Annotated in this window: 15 protein-coding genes; 4 read left to right on the top strand and 11 right to left on the bottom strand. The window is 40.8% G+C overall.

The genetic code is table 11. The features are described 5' to 3' along the window. Nucleotides 1-433 precede the first annotated feature (433 nt). Together PVV63_RS07315 and PVV63_RS07310 are read right to left on the bottom strand one after the other, a co-directional pair. Nucleotides 434-583 carry a hypothetical protein gene (locus PVV63_RS07315; RefSeq protein WP_273791299.1) on the bottom strand — a complete coding sequence of 50 codons (150 nt, stop codon included), beginning with the start codon at nt 581-583 and terminating at the stop codon, nt 434-436. A gap of 183 nt (nt 584-766) precedes the next feature. Next, a complete protein-coding gene (locus tag PVV63_RS07310; RefSeq protein WP_273791298.1) occupies nt 767-1,093 on the bottom strand; it encodes a hypothetical protein in 327 nt (108 codons plus the stop codon). A 788-nt stretch (nt 1,094-1,881) separates the two neighbouring features. Here PVV63_RS07310 and PVV63_RS07305 point away from each other — a divergent pair. After that, on the top strand, nt 1,882-2,250 hold the full coding sequence (locus tag PVV63_RS07305) for a helix-turn-helix transcriptional regulator (protein ID WP_342753375.1): 369 nt from the start codon (nt 1,882-1,884) through the stop codon (nt 2,248-2,250). A gap of 428 nt (nt 2,251-2,678) precedes the next feature. On the opposite strand, the gene PVV63_RS07300 is transcribed toward PVV63_RS07305, so the two are convergent. After that, nucleotides 2,679-2,945, bottom strand: coding sequence for a hypothetical protein (locus tag PVV63_RS07300; RefSeq protein ID WP_273791296.1), 267 nt, complete (start codon nt 2,943-2,945; stop codon nt 2,679-2,681). A gap of 723 nt (nt 2,946-3,668) precedes the next feature. Between PVV63_RS07300 and PVV63_RS07295 the strand changes: the two genes are divergently transcribed. Continuing rightward, a complete protein-coding gene (locus PVV63_RS07295; protein ID WP_273791295.1) occupies nt 3,669-4,040 on the top strand; it encodes a helix-turn-helix domain-containing protein in 372 nt (123 codons plus the stop codon). A 1,636-nt stretch (nt 4,041-5,676) separates the two neighbouring features. On the opposite strand, the gene PVV63_RS07290 is transcribed toward PVV63_RS07295, so the two are convergent. The 3 genes from PVV63_RS07290 to PVV63_RS07280 all read right to left on the bottom strand — a co-directional run bounded on the left by PVV63_RS07290 (nt 5,677) and on the right by PVV63_RS07280 (nt 8,598). Beyond that, entirely contained in the window at nt 5,677-6,072 is a 396-nt protein-coding gene (locus PVV63_RS07290) for a hypothetical protein (protein ID WP_273791294.1), read from the bottom strand. Nucleotides 6,073-6,715: 643 nt separating this feature from the next. Then, the gene (locus PVV63_RS07285; protein ID WP_273791325.1) at nt 6,716-7,951 is read right to left on the bottom strand and encodes an MFS transporter; all 1,236 of its coding nucleotides are present in this window, start codon (nt 7,949-7,951) and stop codon (nt 6,716-6,718) included. Between the two features lie 491 nt (nt 7,952-8,442). Next, the gene (locus tag PVV63_RS07280) at nt 8,443-8,598 is read right to left on the bottom strand and encodes a hypothetical protein (protein ID WP_273791293.1); all 156 of its coding nucleotides are present in this window, start codon (nt 8,596-8,598) and stop codon (nt 8,443-8,445) included. 583 nt (nt 8,599-9,181) lie between these two features. Here PVV63_RS07280 and PVV63_RS07275 point away from each other — a divergent pair. Then, nucleotides 9,182-9,553, top strand: a complete 372-nt coding sequence (locus tag PVV63_RS07275; RefSeq protein ID WP_273791324.1) for a helix-turn-helix transcriptional regulator — start codon at nt 9,182-9,184, stop codon at nt 9,551-9,553. Between the two features lie 402 nt (nt 9,554-9,955). On the opposite strand, the gene clpB is transcribed toward PVV63_RS07275, so the two are convergent. The 4 genes from clpB to PVV63_RS07255 all read right to left on the bottom strand — a co-directional run bounded on the left by clpB (nt 9,956) and on the right by PVV63_RS07255 (nt 13,540). Continuing rightward, entirely contained in the window at nt 9,956-12,535 is a 2,580-nt protein-coding gene (clpB, locus tag PVV63_RS07270; RefSeq protein ID WP_273791292.1) for an ATP-dependent chaperone ClpB, read from the bottom strand. A 69-nt stretch (nt 12,536-12,604) separates the two neighbouring features. Further along, the gene (locus PVV63_RS07265; protein ID WP_273791291.1) at nt 12,605-12,907 is read right to left on the bottom strand and encodes a hypothetical protein; all 303 of its coding nucleotides are present in this window, start codon (nt 12,905-12,907) and stop codon (nt 12,605-12,607) included. 251 nt (nt 12,908-13,158) lie between these two features. Beyond that, nucleotides 13,159-13,287, bottom strand: coding sequence for a hypothetical protein (locus tag PVV63_RS07260; protein ID WP_273791290.1), 129 nt, complete (start codon nt 13,285-13,287; stop codon nt 13,159-13,161). A 118-nt stretch (nt 13,288-13,405) separates the two neighbouring features. Then, a complete protein-coding gene (locus PVV63_RS07255) occupies nt 13,406-13,540 on the bottom strand; it encodes a hypothetical protein (RefSeq protein WP_273790828.1) in 135 nt (44 codons plus the stop codon). A 1,468-nt stretch (nt 13,541-15,008) separates the two neighbouring features. Here PVV63_RS07255 and PVV63_RS07250 point away from each other — a divergent pair. Next, a complete protein-coding gene (locus PVV63_RS07250; protein WP_273790925.1) occupies nt 15,009-15,380 on the top strand; it encodes a helix-turn-helix transcriptional regulator in 372 nt (123 codons plus the stop codon). 430 nt (nt 15,381-15,810) lie between these two features. Here the strand turns inward: PVV63_RS07250 and PVV63_RS07245 are convergent, their stop codons facing one another. Then, nucleotides 15,811-17,019, bottom strand: a complete 1,209-nt coding sequence (locus PVV63_RS07245; RefSeq protein WP_273790926.1) for an MFS transporter — start codon at nt 17,017-17,019, stop codon at nt 15,811-15,813. Nucleotides 17,020-17,300 lie beyond the last annotated feature (281 nt).

The following is a 17,300-nucleotide window of genomic DNA, read 5'->3' as shown; positions in this document are numbered from 1 at the left end:
TCAATAAATTTCACTTTTTTGCATGAGATCCCCTTGACCACACCTATGCGCCCCAAAGTCCCTATCCCCCCCAAAGATCATTATCTCCAAGGGGTCCCTATTTTCCCCCATCACCGCCCCTCAAACACCGCGCCTGTCATCCCCCAACCACAAGCACGGTATCCCCCACCCAAATCATAGCCTCAGCACATAGCTCTCGGGCATATCCAAAGCCCAATATCCTCCAATATCATGCCCTCTCAAGCATCACCAATCCTCACACTTGTCTATCCCCCAAGATACTCCCACCAAAACACATGTATCCCGCAAGCATAACACTTCTCTCAAGTTTCATGCCCTCACCCATCAAAACACTGTTCCATATCCACCACACAAATACCCTGCACCAAAGCAGCCTCCTTCCAAGACATCACCCCACATCACCCACCTCAGCCTAACATTTTTCAATATCACAAGCCTCAGTTATCGAAGTATCACACTTCTCCGGTTCGCTATTTTTTGCATTCACTGGTACAATCTCAATACGCGAAACTGTTTTTGATATCTCCACACCTTCAATAACGAGAAAAGACCAAATCTTCACAAAAATCCAAAACAGTAGATAACATCACGCCCCCTAAGCATTGTACCTCTCGAGTATCACCTCTTCAGCACACGCCCCTCTGTCATCGCCCATAAAATCCGGCGTCTCCACGTAGGAAGCCCAAATATCTCCCACCAAAATATTCTGCTCTCCAGTAAATGCCCAAACATCACAGCGCCTTCTTCAAGCCTCAGTTATCGAAGTATCACACTTCTCCGGTTCACTATTTTTTGCATTCACTGGTACAATCTCAATACGCGAAACTGTTTTAACCTGCCCTTCTCCAGCCCCCTGAAGAGGCAACACTTTTGCCAGCAGCGAAAAAAACGGTACGGGATTATTGAGAGCATGATACTGAAGATAAGACACCAGCCCATCTTCACCATAGTGATATCCAGCCTGCTCCGCCGCTGTCAAAAGAGCTTCATTAAATCGCTTTGTTGTTTTATTTAAAGCCCCTTTTTTCCGCCCTCTTCGACGTAAGGGAAGACAATGTTCATCTACCATCATCATGTTCCTTCCAACTAAAGAGAAACCAAAACCTCAAACACAAAAAATGACATAAAAATCAGCAACAAAATTTGCCAAGCATTCAACAATTAAAAAATGGGACACACCCAAAAAGATAAGAGCCCACATAAAGCCCAAATCCTCCGCATAATTTTACAGATTCACATTTTTACGCTTTTACATCATTACAGAACGCAGCCAAATGAAACGCTCAAATCACTACCCCGCACCGTTCTGTAAACACGGGTCTGTCAACAAGCTGATTTCTCGTCTATCAGATTTCCCTGCTGATTATTTCATATGGCTATCCCACACTTCAAAGCATGGTGTTTCATCAAACACGCCAGATAAGCTCTGATCTACAATTCGACTTCAAAAAGCAAATTTTCCTCTGCTGAATAAAGCTTCCACCCCGCACCGGTTTTAAACTATCATCCAACCTCTTACCCAATAAATTCCCCTACTAACATCAGATTACCGCCCCCAAACATCCCTATTTTACAGTATAACAGACTAAAAAATATTTTAATTTTCTTGCCAATCTTCTGAAACTACTTTATTGATAGTTCTGTGTTTTTGATCGTCCACGCAACGGTCAAATAGGGATTTGAAAGCCCGAACGCTCAGTACATAAATTTATCCCGCTTTGCGGATATCCCGGAATTCCGGGAGCTTTTGCTATGTCCAAGTGCTTGTCAGCACTAAAAGCAAAAGGCTGGCTGAGCTCAGTGCTTTCAAACTCCCGGAATACTCATGCGAGGGCGCTCGCAACCGGAGGGGAGCTTGAAGTGCAAACTAAAAATTCACATTTTAATGACATTTCAATAGGTAAAAGAATCCGTTATAGACGACTTTCAATGGGACTTTCTCAAAAGGAATTAGGAAGCCATTTAGGTGTCAGTTTTCAACAAATCCAGAAATATGAAAAAGGTTTAAATCGTGTAAGCGCGGGGTGTTTGCTCGAAATTGCTAAAAAACTAGAGGTTCCTATGAACTTTTTTTATGCGGACCTTTTAACAGCAGATATTCCCACAAAAGAACATGCCTTACACCACGATCAAGACACATACAGCGAAAAAGAACACGCCCTTTTGAAAAACTTTAGAGAGCTCCAGCCGAAAAAACAAAAAGCAATCTTGTGGTTGATTTCTGATTAGACAAAAGCACACCCATCAACATCCCTCGCCAATATATCCAACATCCTTAAAATATAAGCTTCAGATCACGACACTTCAAGGAAGGCAATTTTATCAGACAAGACAGATAAGCCCTGCCCTAAAATATTCCCTCACACACCTTTCTCCAGTCAACGCGATTTATCCCCCTCTTCATCCCAGCTTTCCCCACTCCATTCACAAATGCGTCCCCTAGTTCTCCGACCACATTCCATGCCAAGACAAAAACATACAACGCATAAATCTTTCACTTCACTTTTACGGATTCACATTTTTACGCTTTTCCATCTTTACAAAAGGCAGCAAATGAAACTGTTCCCCCAGTGTCTTATACTGCTCTGTCAAGAATCCGACATCTTGTAGCAGTTTCCTCCTACCAACCACTCAGACAGATCAGCATACCATACCCCTCAAACAACGGATTCAACAAGCAAGGCTTTTCTGAATATTCTTACACCCGTCCCTCTCCAACACAAAGAGCGAAAGCTCCCACAAATACCGAACAATTCCGCTTCGAAGCAAATACCCCACCCAAAAGACAAAGCTTCACACACACACCAAAAAGCTTCTCCCACAGTGCCAATTTTCACATGCTTCATCCTAGCTTTCCACTTCATTTGCAGACTTGTTCCCCAGTCCTTTCCCACATTCCATGCCAAGACAAAAGCATACAACACATAAATTCTTCACTTCAATTTTACAGATTCGCGTTTTTACGCTTTTCCATCTTTACAGAAAGCGGCCAAACGAAATTTCCAAACTAACCCACCACTCGATAAACAAGAGTCTGTAAACAATTCAACTTTTATCGCGTATATTGCATTTGGGCAACCACCTCTCACCACCCCTCAAAGAATGCTGTTTCACCAGAAACGGACAGATAACCCCTACCCTCAAATATCCAGACACTCTCACAAAAAGCACCGTATAAATTGATGTACTTGAAGGTCTCTCGACGGCATATCCTTGCCTCTAATGCCCCATCTCACCCTATCTCAAATGACAATATTTTACAGCATAAGGCATAAGGCATAAGGCATAAGGCATAAGGCATAAGGCATAAGGCATAAGGCATAAGGCATAAGAATATAATGAGATAATTTTTAAGATACAAAAAAATGCTCTCATTTTCCAAATCTTTTAATTGTTCTTGCCAATCCCTTGAAATTACTTTATCACTCAAAAGGTGCCTTGATCGTCTACGCAGCGATCAATAGGGAGTTGAAGCCCGAAAACTCAAACGTTAATTTACCCCACGTTGTGGGTATCCCGGAGTTCCGGGAGTTTTTGCTATGTCCAAGTGCCATGTGCACTAAAAGCAAAAAGCTGATTTGAGTTCAGTGCTTTCAACCTCCCGGAATACTCATGCGAGGGCGCTCGCAACCGGAGGGGAGCTTGAATTGCAAACAAAAAATCCACATTTTAATGACATTTCAATAGGTAAAAGAATCCGTCACAGACGCATTTCAATGGGTCTTTCTCAAAAAGAGTTAGGAAGCTATTTAGGTGTCAGTTTCCAACAAATCCAGAAATATGAAAAAGGTTTAAATCGTGTAAGCGCGGGGTGTTTGCTAGAAATTGCTAAAAAACTAGCAGTTCCTATTACCTTTTTTTATACTGATATTTTTGCAGAAGAAGATATTCCCACAAAAGAAACTCTCTTACACCACTATCAAGACACATACAGCGAAAAAGAACACGCCCTTTTGAAAAACTTTAGAGAGCTCCAGCCGAAAAAACAAAAAGCAATCTTGTGGTTGATTTCTGATTAGACAGTGGTTAATTTCTGATTAGGCAAAAGCGCATCAATCGACATCCGTTGCCAATATTCCCCTCTGCCTAAAGCCTTGCCGCCTGATACCACCACATCTCAAAAAACGGTTTAGGCACCGGTTTACGACATCATAGGATAACAAACTTCAAAATAGGATAAAAACACCAAAACCTTGAAAAAACATCCCCACCCCTCTCACAGAATCTTATCAAAAGATCTCTTCTGATTTAAACGCACAATTCCGATTGTATCATTATGATACCTTTTTACATTTACCTTGTCAAGTTTTTATATTTTTCTTTTGATATTTTTGTGTTTTTCTTTAAGGGAGCCACATCCCTCAAAACACTTTTCCTGCAAAATGCCCCTCATACAAAACACAATGTCTAAAACAACAAGAGCTAAAATAGGATTTTTCCTAAATAGGTATCCCTCTAAATGGGCTTCCCTCTAAATAGGATTTCCCCTAAATAGGCTTTCCCCTCTAAATAGGATTTCCCCTCTAAATAGGATTTCCCCTCTAAATAGGATTTCATTGTATTGCTCATTCCACCCGCTTACTAAAAACACCTCTCAATGCTTCTCACACCCATTTCACGGATATCCCCCATACAAATATAGATGCAACTATAATTGTTAAGTTCCGCATAGAATATAAACGCCCACCACGATTTTTCTCTCTTCACATCTCTTTACACATCAGCTCTGCAATCTGTTCACAGCCATTCCCCACACACTCTTCTCCAGAAAACGCACTTCAACAGCACTCTTCATCCCAACTTTCTCCTCCATTCACGAAGACACTTTCCCCCAATCCTTCTCACCACTCCATACAATAACAATATATTGATTTATAATGATAATTTAGCATTATTTATATTGATTGAGAGTTCCGAATATCGTAAGATTCTCTCATTTCAAATCCCTCCCATGTTAAATCAATCAAAATCATTCGCTTCCACGTTAAAAGCGAGGAGAGCCCGTGTAAAACTATTAAGAAAGGAGTAAAAATGGCTCTTATGAACCTTTCCAAGAGCTGTCACAACATTAGGGGCTAGCAAATATAATGATAATACCCAGCTTGCTTCTTCATAAGTGTAAAGATAGGGGTGCTCAATGGATTTATCATTATACCATGACAAAAAACACGCACAATATATAAATCCACAAATCCCTCACTTCACTCTTACAGATTCACATTTTTACGCTTTTACACATTTACAAAACGCAGCCAAAGGAAACTCCCAAACCACCACGCGACAATTTGATAAAAACAAAACACCTTTCCCACAATCTCAAACAACAGATTTCTGTAAAGAGTTCATATGAATTTGATTGTTTAGATCTGACTATTAGATTGGCATATAGAGCCGTAGAACAGAAAGTAATTTTCTATAAGACAGAAACGATAAAAGCGCTATATAACTGAGACAGAACATGAAGGATTGCAAACAGATAAAACGACATCTTTCTTCGTTACAACACTGAAATTGTAAACGAGACGACGGATAATTGTCATCTGAATATGTAATTTTCACATCTGCAAATTTTTATTGATTAATTTAATCCCAACACTTCCCCTGAAATACATTTCTTCATTATCTACTTCTTTGAGACAAACCGGCAAAGGGGTTTCATCTATTATAAGTGCGAATATAATAACGCGTTACTCCAACCTCATCATAAGAAACCATAGACAGAATACCTATCTTTATTGGCGTTATTTGATAAGTCAAAATTACACCATTTTGCTGTTTGTTTGGTTGATCTGTATAGATCACGTTATATCCATTCCGTCGCAAGAGATTAATAAATACAGGAGTAAAGTTGTCTTCTGTTTTATTTTTTTTCACAATAAGTGTTGTTGTAGCGGGCGGTAAAGGTTTTTTAAGATTACGAACAAAATCGTTAGCAATTAATTTTATATCATCTTGCGTAATATTTGGACTGACATAACTTGATGAATAATTATTGATAGATGCACAACCAGCCACCAAGACAAGAGGCAACGGAAATAAATATTTTGACATCTTAACTCCCCTATTAATTGTATTCTCTTCTGAGAAGCTCCTACACCAGAAATAAGAGCCTCCTTTCAAAGAATAGCCTTAACAACATACTGCTTTACTATCAAGCATTAGTTAATCACTTTCTCGCTTGTTTAAAAAAACGACCACCATCTCTCATAGTACTCAAAGCTTATGTTTAAGACACAAAATATATATGTTAAAAGTACGAAAAAACACATGTAAAGCATATAGTATATGTATACTTACTTTCATGGTGTGTTGCATTACATAAACCAACGCACAGCACCCTTCATTTCCCCTCCATTCACGAAGACACTTCCCCCAATCCTTCTCACCCCTCCATATCATGACAAAAAACACGCACAATATATGAACCCATAAATCCTCCACTTCACTTTTACAGATTCACATTTTTACGCTTCTCCACATTTACAGAACAAAGCCAAGGAAAGGTTCACCACCCCGTACCACTCTATAAACAACGGTCTGTAAAGAATTCAAATGCTTGCCTAGCAAGTTTCCACCACTGACCACTCATTCGTTTCAGATCACCCCCTTCAAAAAGCGGTGTTTTTACCTCATGAATAAGATAATGAGCAAACCGTCTTTAAAAAAAAGAAACGGCATGGAGATATCAAATATATCAATGGTCGTCATCGACTGTCGTGTTAAGAGGTGTTAACTCTTTATTTTTCTTAATTTTTACAACGCCAAGAATTCCCGTGGAAATAATTAATGCGGACATCGCTAAAAAAGAGCTTAACAATCCCACGAGTGCCAAAAGTCCAGAAATAAAGCCAGACATTGCTTCCGCAGAGTTTGCTAAAGTTGAAAAGGTTCCAAAGCTCTTACCAAAATCTTCACGACGAGAGTATAATTGAATAGCTGAGACTAAACCAATATCCACAAAGGCACCAATAAATCCTAGAACAAATGCTAACACGAGAAGGAATTTTAAATAAATTTCTGCAGCTAAGGGCATAACAAACAGAATAACCCCATAAAGAAGCCAAAATATCATGAGCTTCAACGAAGTAATATTTAATATAATTTTACTATATAACAAACCACCAACAATAGTTCCAACAGCCATGAGAGAAAAAATATAACTCACAAAGCTTTCCTCTCCCCCCACAAAAAGAACAAAAGCTGGAATTAAAAATCTTAAAATAGCACCCGTAAAGAGAATAGCAAACGACAATCCAACGAGCGTAATAAATAAATTATTATTTTCTGTAGAAATATATTTAAGATATGAAGCTGTTTCTCGATAAATTTTTATAAAATTGAATGATTTATTCTCGCTTGAATTTAAATTCATGAGATTAAATAACACGATAATAGATATAAAATAGGTAAAAAAATCAAAAATGAGTACTGCCGATTTATTTGCTAAAAAAAGCAGTATGGAACAAACCAAAGGGCCAATGACGGCTGCCGTTTCCATGATAATTTGAGCAATGCTATTGGCCTTTGTAAGATCTTTTATTGAAAACATTCTGGGAATAGCAGCTTGAAAACTTGGTTGGAAAATACTTCTTCCTATCGTTGTACATATTGCTGCAAAAATAAGAACAATGATATGTGCCGTACCTGTTATATAAGTTATAAAAACAAACAATGAAGCTAATAATCTAACAACTTCACTTAAGATCATATTTTTCTTCAAAGAAAAATTATCCGCTAACCAACCTCCTATAGGGCCAAAAAAGAGAAAAGGGATAAATCGAAAAAAATACACAAGACCTGTAAAAAAGGTGTTATCTGTTAATTCTAAGACCAGTAAAATAAAAACAACTTCATAAGCATAATCACCAACTTTGGAAATAAAGAGAGAACAAAAAAGAGCTAATGGACTCTTTTTTAAAAACAAATTCATATCAACCATCCGATATTAAACTTTTCTACACTTAAAGTTACACTTCCTTCGATACAATTGGTGATATGAACTTCAGAAGAGTCTTTTATTCTAATAAATCGCTTAATAAGTTAAGTGAAAATTTTTAAAGAAATACTCCTCTTGATATAAGCATTTACTCTAATATCAAGTAATATATTAATTTTTCTTGCTTATTTGCTTTAAAAAAAGAAAGAATGTAAAAATTATGAGATCAAAATCTGCTATATTAGTACACTGACTTCCAGCCCACGTCTCAAAGAATGAAAATTCCCAACCAGCACTAATCTACAATCCCACGTCAAAAAGCAGCTTTCCCCACAAAATAAAGCTTACACCCACCCACTCCTCAAACGACAGCACTTCGTCAGGCTCGACAAATCAAACCCTATCTTCTTAAGCCGCCATCCATCACGCATCTCTTTGCAACACCCGCCTTACCCACACTCTCCTCTTATCCATGCGCACTCTCTTCATCCTCCATTCCCCCTTTTCTCTCCCATCACACACTTAACAACTGAACACCCCTCTTCCTCCCAGCTTCCCCCTCCATTCACGAAAACACTTCCCCCCAATCCTCGCACCACATTCCACGCCCCCAAAAGCCCAAAGTGACCAAAAACACGCACAATATATAAACCACAAATCCCCCACTTCACTTTTACGGATATACATTTTTACGCTTTTACATCATTACAGAACGAAGCCAAATAAAATTTCCACATCACCACCCCGCGCTGCTCTGTAAACAATAGTCTATAAACGAACCCAGCTTTTGGCCTAGTACCCCTTACAGTCTTCAGACGTCCCCCTCAAACGAGACTGTTTCATCAGACCAGAACATGATAAGCCCAGCCAAAAATATTCACCACACACTCTAAAAAACACCTAAATGTGGAAATTGATATACTTGATATCATCCCCCCTCCAAATAACGCCGTTTTATAGCATATTGATTTTTCTTGCCAATCTTCTGAAATTACTTTATCACTTAAAGTGTAATTTTGGTCGCCTACGCAACGATCAATAGGGATTAAAAACCCGAAGACTTGACACATAAATTTATCCCGCTTTGCGGGTATCCCGGAATTCCGGGAGATTTTGCTATGTCCAGGTGCTTTAGCACTAAAAGCAAAAAGCTGAGTCAAGTCAGTGTTTTTAACTCCCGGAATACCAATGCGAGGGCGCTCGCAACCGGAGGGGGGGCTTGAAGTGCCAACTAAAAATCCACATTTTATCGACATTTTGATAGGCAAAAGAATCCGTCATAGACGCATTTCAATAGGACTTTCCCAAAAAGAATTAGGAAGCCATTTAGGTGTCAGTTTCCAACAAATCCAAAAATACGAAAAAGGCTCAAACCGTGTAAGTGCCAAATGTTTACTAGAAATCGCCCAAAAACTAGAAGTTCCCGTAAACTTTTTTTATGCAGACCTTGCCACAAAAGAAGATCTTTCAACAAAAGAAACTCTCTTACACCACGATCAAGAAACCTATAGCGAAAAAGAACAGGCACTTTTAAAAAACTTTAGAGAGCTCAAATCTAAAAAACAAAAAGCAATCTTGTGGTTGATTTCTGATTAGGCAAAAGAGCACTAATCAACGTTATTCGTTAATATATCAAACAACAAAACATCCTTAAGTCAAATTCAGATCAGCTCCCCACACCCCTTCAAAGAGCAATGTTTTACGGCGGATAAACGGCATTTCTCTTTAACGCTTTTACGCACAAAGCAATAAAGCAATCCCGCTTGTGACTTCACTTATAACATTGCAAGAAAATAGCTTTCACGACAACCAGAAGTAAAAGAACCCTACGATATTCGAGAACGCTCATTTAACATGCAAAAACACCGACCACTCCCTTTGCTTTGCAATAAAACACCGCTGCCTCATCGTGAATTTTCTAAATCAGCACACCTCAAAGAGCGGTGTTATCGCATAATAGGATTATCACCGCCCTTTATAGCGTGAATTTTTCCACACTTAATCTTCAGGCAAAAATTCCAACCGATCTCCTTGTTTTGTAATTTTTACCGTCGTCTCATCGTGAATTTTCCCAAATAAGATATTTTCCGCCAGTGGATCTTGAATTTCTTTTTGGATAATCCGTTTAAGCGGACGCGCACCATAGAGCGGATCATAGCCCTTATCGGCAAGAAATTTTCTCACCTCTGGCTCGATTTGCAAAGTTATTTTGCGTTCATTGAGCAAATTTTGCAAATGTTCTATCTGAATATCGACGATCGCTTCCATATCGTGACGTTGCAGCCTTTGAAAGAGAATAATCTCATCAATACGGTTTAAAAACTCAGGACGGAAAGCCGCTTTCACGACATTCATAACATCATTTTTTGCCTGCTCAACGGTTTGCCCTTCAGGCAAAGCAGTTAAAAACTCAGCACCAAGATTAGAAGTCATAATCAGCAAGGTATTGCGAAAATCGACGGTACGTCCTTGACTATCGGTCAAACGTCCCTCATCCAACACTTGCAACAAGAGATTAAAAATATCAGGGTGTGCTTTTTCAATTTCGTCGAATAGAATGACCTGGTAAGGTCTTCTACGTACAGCTTCCGTCAGCACGCCTCCCTCTTCATATCCAACATATCCAGGTGGCGCCCCAATCAGCCGCGCCCCAGCATGCTTTTCCATATATTCCGACATATCGATGCGCAACATGGCATTGGAGTCTTGGAAAAGAAAAGCGGCAAGTGCTTTGGTTAATTCGGTTTTTCCCACACCGGTAGGACCCAAAAACATGAAAGTGCCAAGCGGGCGATTGGGATCTTGCAACCCTGCGCGCGCACGGCGTACAGCGCGAGAAACAGCTTGAACAGCCTCTCCCTGCCCAATCACACGTTTGCTAATTTCATCTTCCATACGCAACAGCGCCTCCCGTTCTGCCTCCAGCATTCGATCAACAGGAATACCGGTCCAGCGTGAAACAATCCGCGCCACATGTTCAGCAGTAACCGTCTCTTCAACGAGATGATTTTGTTGATCATCATTTTCCGCAATGCTCAATTGTTTTTCGAGTTCAGGGATAACGCTATAAGCGAGCTCTCCAGCGCGTTGGAATTGTCCATCACGTTGTGCAATAGCCAAAGCATTACGAGCTTCTTCGAGTTGTTTTTTCAAATCAGCAGCATGCCCTAATTTTTGTTTCTCAGCCTGCCAAGCACTTGTCATCTCAGCGGACTGTTGTTCCAATGTTTTGAGTTCCTCCTGCACATTTTCCAAACGTTCTTTTGCTGTTGGCTCGACATCTGTTTTCAAAGCTTCCCGTTCGATCTTCAACTGTAAAATACGCCGATCAACAGCATCGAGTTCTTCCGGCTTTGAATCGACCTGCATGCGCAACCGTGCCGCCGCTTCATCGATAAGGTCAATAGCTTTATCCGGCAAGAAGCGATCCGTAATATAGCGGTTAGACAAACGCGCCGCCGCAATCAAAGCACTATCAGCCAAGCGCACTTTGTGATGTTGTTCATATTTTTCCTTAATACCGCGCAAGATAGAAATAGTATCCTCCAAAGAGGGTTCCGGTACAAAGACAGGCTGAAAGCGGCGTGCAAGAGCAGCATCTTTTTCGACATATTTTCGATATTCATCGAGCGTAGTAGCCCCCACACAATGGAGTTCTCCGCGTGCAAGAGCAGGTTTTAACAAGTTAGAAGCATCCATAGGACCGTCAGATTTTCCAGCCCCAACGAGATTATGCAATTCATCGATAAACAAAATGATCTGCCCATTTTCAGCTTGCACCTCTGCCAACACCGCTTTGAGGCGCTCTTCGAATTCCCCACGATATTTTGCACCAGCGATAAGCGCTCCCATATCCAACGCATGAAGCTGTTTATCCCGCAAAGTTTCAGGCACATCGCCATTAACAATGCGCAATGCCAACCCTTCCACGATAGCTGTTTTCCCCACCCCAGGCTCACCGATAAGCACAGGATTATTTTTGGTCCGCCGTGAAAGCACCTGAATAGTGCGGCGGATTTCCTCTTCCCGCCCAATCACAGGGTCGAGTTTTCCTTCACGGGCATCTTTTGTGAGATCACGGGCATATTTTTGCAAAGCATCATATTGGCTTTCGGCATGGGGGCTTGTTGCTGTTTTTCCTTTCCGCAAATCATTAATAGCCTCATTAAGCGCCTGCGCTGTCAACCCTCCGCTTGTAAGAATATCAGCAGTTTTTGCGGTCTTTTCCATGATCAGCGCTTGCAACACACGCTCAACGGTCACAAATTGATCACCGGCTTTTTTCGCCAAATCTTCCGCCATGTTAAAGACTTTTGCCAACGGCTGAGAGAGATAGAGCTGTCCATTCCCCCCTTGCACTTTAGGCAAAGCATCAAGTGCTTCGTTAAGCGCCTTTCGAATAAGAGTAAGATCACCACCCGCTTTTTGGATCAGTGATGCTGCCAATCCTTGAGAATCGTCTAACAACACTTTCAACAGATGCTCCGGCAAAAACTGCTGATGATCAGAAGCAAGGGCACCACTTTGTGCTGATTGTAAAAAACCCTGCACGCGTTCGCTATATTTTTCCAAATTCATTTTTTTTCCTTAAATCTCAAGCCACCACCGCACTTTAAATTCCCCCAACATTCCACAAAAGAGACATCTTCAAAGGACAGCCCACCCCCCACAAAACACCGCAAATGATGCCGCATGAAGAAGAACCGTAGTGCTAAAAAGAATATGGGTTTTTACACGCCTCATAGCAAGAGGGAGAAAAAAATACGCTATCAATTTAAACAAAAACCGCAACTCCCCTATACGCCCCACCAGCCCAGCTTCCCCACCAGCCCAGCCTCCCCACCAGCCCAACCCCAACCGGCCTAGCCGCACTATTACAGTCTCTTCACCCCCAATGCTCCCATCGATGTCAGACAAAAGCCCACCATGACAAAAACACGCACAACACATAGCCCCCCACTCCTTTTTCACAAACACATTTTTACGCTTTTACATCTTTACAGAACGAAGCCAACGAAAGGCTTACCACCCCACACCGCTTTGTAAACACTGTTCTGTAAAAGAACCCAGCTTTTTGCCTAGTACCCCCCTTACAGTCTTCAGACTCCCCTCCTCAAACGACAGCACTTCATCAGGCTCAACAAATCAAGCTCTATCTCCTTAAATCACCATTCCTTCACGCATCTCTTTGCACCACCGCCTTACCAACACTCTTCTCCTATCCATGCGCACTCTCTCCATTCTCCCTTCCCGTTTTGCTCTCCCGTCACACACTCACAACTTAACAGCACTCTTCCTCCCAACTTCCATTCACAGACTCTTTCCCTCATTTATCTCGCCACATTTCTCACCATGACAAAAACACACACAACACATAGCCCCCCACTCCTTTCTCACAAACACATTTTTACGCTTTTACATCTTTACAGAACGAAGCCAAGGAAAGGCTTACCACCCCACACCGCTTTGTAAACACTGTTCTGTAAATAATTCAAATACTTGTCTAGCAAGTTTCCACCACTGACCACGCATTCGTTTCAGATCACCTTCCATTCCTCCCACACTCTTCTCCAACCAACGCACTCAACAACACTCTCCATTTCTCTTCCAGTCTGGCACCTCCCCCAATCCTCTCACCACATTCTATGTCAGACAAAAGCCCAACGTAACCAAAACACGCACAATATATAAATCCACAAATCCTCCGCTTCACTTTTACGGATATACATTTTTACGCTTTTACATCTTTACAGAACAAAGCCAACGAAAGGTTCACCACTCCACACCGCTTTGTAAACACTGTTCTGTAAACAATCCAACTTCTTATCTCAAAGGCCCCCTACTGATTACTTTGTATAGTTATCACCCACCCCACAAACGAAACTGTTTCATTAGACTAGACAGATAAGTCCAGCCTAAAACATTTATCACACACTCTAAAAAACGCCTAAATGTGAATATTGATATGCTGATATCACACCCCTCCAAATAGCGCCGTTTTATGGCATAACAGAATAGAAAATTTTTGATTGTTCTTGCCAATCTTCTGAAATTACTTTATCACTTAAAGTGTCATTTTGATCGTCTACGCAGCGATCAACAGGGAAAACAGGCCCTAAACCCTAGCGTACAATTGAGCCTACTCTTGTGGGTATCCCGGAATTCCGGGAGTTTTTTGCTATGTCCAGGTGCGTTTCCGCACTAAAAGCAAAAAGCTGACTAGGGTTCAGTACTTGTTGCTCCCGGAATACCAATGCGAGGGCGCTCGCAACCGGAGGGGGGGCTTGAAGTGCCAACCAAAAATCCAAATTTTATCGACATTTCTGATTAAGCAAAAGACGCGATTTATAATCCATATTTCGCACTTTTTTAAAAAGTACCCAATCATATAATCTCTTTGAGATTATTTTCATTTCTCTTGCCAATCTTCTGAAATTACTTTATCACTTAAAGTGTCATTTTGATCGTCTACGCAGCGACCAAAGGGAACTGAAAGCCCTAAACCCTAGCGTAAAAATGAGCCTACTCTTGTGGGTTTCCCGGATTCCGGGAGATTTTGCTATGTCCAGGTGCTTTAAGCACTAAAAGCAAAAAGCTGATTTAGGTTCAGTATTTTCAACCTCCCGGAATACCAATGCGAGGGCGCTCGCAACCGGAGGGGAGCTTTAAGTGCCAACCAAAAATCCAAATTTTATCGACATTTCTGATTAAGCAAAAGACGCGATTTATAATCCATATTTCGCACTTTTTTAAAAAGTACCCAATCATATAGTCTCTTTGAGATTATTTTCATTTCTCTTGCCAATCTTCTGAAATTACTTTACAAATTAAAAAATGTTTTTTGATCGTCTACGCAGCGATCAAGAGGGATTCAAAAACCCTAAGCTCTAGCGTAAAATGAGCCCACTCTTGTGGGTGTCCCGGAATTCCGGGAGTTTTTGCCATGTCCAGGTGCTTTAAGCACTAAAAGCAAAAAAACTGACTAGAGCTCAGTATTTTGACTCCCGGAATACCAATGCGAGGGCGCTCGCAACCGGAGGGGGGGCTTGAAGTGCCAACTAAAAATCCAAATTTTATCGACATTCTGATAGGCAAAAGAATCCGCCACAGACGCATTTCAATGAGCCTTTCCCAAAAAGAATTAGGAAGCCATTTAGGTGTCAGTTTTCAACAAATCCAAAAATACGAAAAAGGCTTCAATCGTGTAAGCGCAGGATGTTTACTCAAAATCGCCCAAAAACTGGAAGTTCCTATAAGCTTTTTTTATGCAGACATTGCTACAAAAGAAGATATCTCAACAAAAAAAAATACCCCACTCCGTGATCAAGAAACCTATAGCGAAAAAGAACACACTCTTTTGAAAAACTTTAGAGACCTCCAGCCAAAAAAACAAAAAGCAATCTTGTGGTTGATTTCTGATTAGGAAAAAGAGCAACAATTAACATACCCCTCTGCCTAAAGTTTCCCATACCTGATATCACCATACCTCCAAGAGTGATGTTTTATGGCATATAAGATAATTCACACTATAGCTTGTTTTCTGTTTCCATTATTGCGTCAAGCCAAGCTGATTGAGGATTAGCAGCTGAGTTTTTAAGTTTGACTATTCGTAGCAAAGCGGAGTTAAACAAAAATGACATTATCGCTCAAAACCATGCCCCCTATTGAGTTTACGAGACGGTAGAACAGTGTCAAGAAAACAAAGCCCCGAAAAAAAACAAAAATATGAGCGGTTAAGTAAAAATCAAAAATTGAATCTATAACGTTGAAAAAGCTGCTCTATGTTGGATTATCTCCACGTCCTCTAAACCTCAGAAAAATGATTTAAAACATTTGTTTCGTTGATGAGCCAATCATTGAGATCGAACAATAGACAAAGAACGGTTCACCAATATCCTGATAGCCAATAAACAGAATAATCCACTCAATCCAGAAAGAAGGAACAATTTTCCAGCCGAAGTGTGACCTAAAACAAACGCTCCAACAAACGGCGCCACCAACATAGCTAAATTTTGTATAGACTGCACCCAGCCGGAAGCCAATCCAATCTGTTCATTGAAATTGCTTACCAGATAAACATTAGAAGATATGGAAAAGTAAGCGCTAACCATTCCAATAAGGAAAAAACAAAGCAACAAAGTCTCAATACGGAGTAAATCAAAGTAAAAAAAGCACACTGAGATCAAGACAAAACCAATCATTGTTGACATTGCCGGCATTAACAACTCCGATATTTTGCCTGTAAGGGGTTTATGCTTTGATTGTTTCACACGCCAAAACCCATAGAGAAAATTACCAATCGCTGAAGCAGATACCAGCATTCCAAGAGTCTGTTTATTCATTTTCATTGTGCTGAGAATAACGGGCAACTGATTATTCACCATAAAGACCATGGCAAAATACACAAACACCACCGCCACATAGGCATACCAAGCTGTCCCATAAAGCCTCTGCTGTGCTTGCGTGGTATTCGCTTTTTTTATTCTTAGCGACGAGACAGGTTGTGCACCAAGACAACAAAACACGATAAAGCCTAGCAATGTCAAAAAACCAGAAAATAATAAAGTATAGGTATCTGATAAAAGTACAGACAGAGCACTCCCCAAAGCAGGTCCTATCATCTTTGCTGCGCTATTGATCATGTTAAGCACAGAATAGTAACGAGTCCGTCCGTGTTCAGGCACAGAATTTGCACTAAGAACGGAAATTGCAGGCATGGCTAGACTGTTGAATGTCGCTCGAATAACTGCCAGTATAATAAATCCTTGCAGACTCGTCGCCAGCAATAAACCGACAGTACATAGCGCCCGTAACAGCAGTGACGCCCGCAACCAATGGATCATAGAACGGTGACTTACCAACATTCCAATTGGCTTCGACAGAACGATACCAGGGAATAATGTTGCCGCTCCAATAAAAGCGACATCATATTGATTAGCTTTCCAAGTGAACACAGATACGGTCAAAATCACGATATAATCAATCCAGCCCCCAAATGACACCATACCATTACCCAGCAAAAGCACCAACAAGCGATTTTTTATTGCCCCACCTCTTTGCACCAAAACACGCACCCCTTCTTTTTCGTTAGCAATACTGATTGAACTATCAATTTTTTCTCACACCCTAAAAGCACCAACAACTTTCACGCAACAAAGCACCAACAAGCGATTTTTTATTGCCCCACCTCTTTGCACCAAAACACACTCCCCCTCTTTTTTCGTTAGCAATACTGATTGAACTATCAATTTTTCCTCACACCCTAAAAGCATCAACAACTTTCACGCAACAAAGCACCAACAAGCGATTTTTTATTGCCCCACCTCTTTGCACCAAAACACGC

This window comes from Bartonella sp. CM31XJBT (assembly GCF_028618555.1).
Classification (GTDB): Bacteria; Pseudomonadota; Alphaproteobacteria; order Rhizobiales; family Rhizobiaceae; genus Bartonella.
Note: the sequence above shows the minus strand (reverse complement) of the source record. Positions and strands in the feature narration are given on the sequence as shown.

Coding starts and splice junctions, on each gene's coding strand:
- PVV63_RS07310 (WP_273791298.1), bottom strand. CDS start 1,093: ATGATGGTAGATGAACATTGTCTTCCCTTACGTCGAAGAGGGCGGAAA.
- PVV63_RS07290 (WP_273791294.1), bottom strand. CDS start 6,072: ATGTCAAAATATTTATTTCCGTTGCCTCTTGTCTTGGTGGCTGGTTGT.
- PVV63_RS07285 (WP_273791325.1), bottom strand. CDS start 7,951: ATGAATTTGTTTTTAAAAAAGAGTCCATTAGCTCTTTTTTGTTCTCTC.
- clpB (WP_273791292.1), bottom strand. CDS start 12,535: ATGAATTTGGAAAAATATAGCGAACGCGTGCAGGGTTTTTTACAATCA.
- PVV63_RS07265 (WP_273791291.1), bottom strand. CDS start 12,907: ATGTGTTGTGCGTGTTTTTGTCATGGTGGGCTTTTGTCTGACATCGAT.
- PVV63_RS07260 (WP_273791290.1), bottom strand. CDS start 13,287: ATGAGGGAAAGAGTCTGTGAATGGAAGTTGGGAGGAAGAGTGCTGTTA.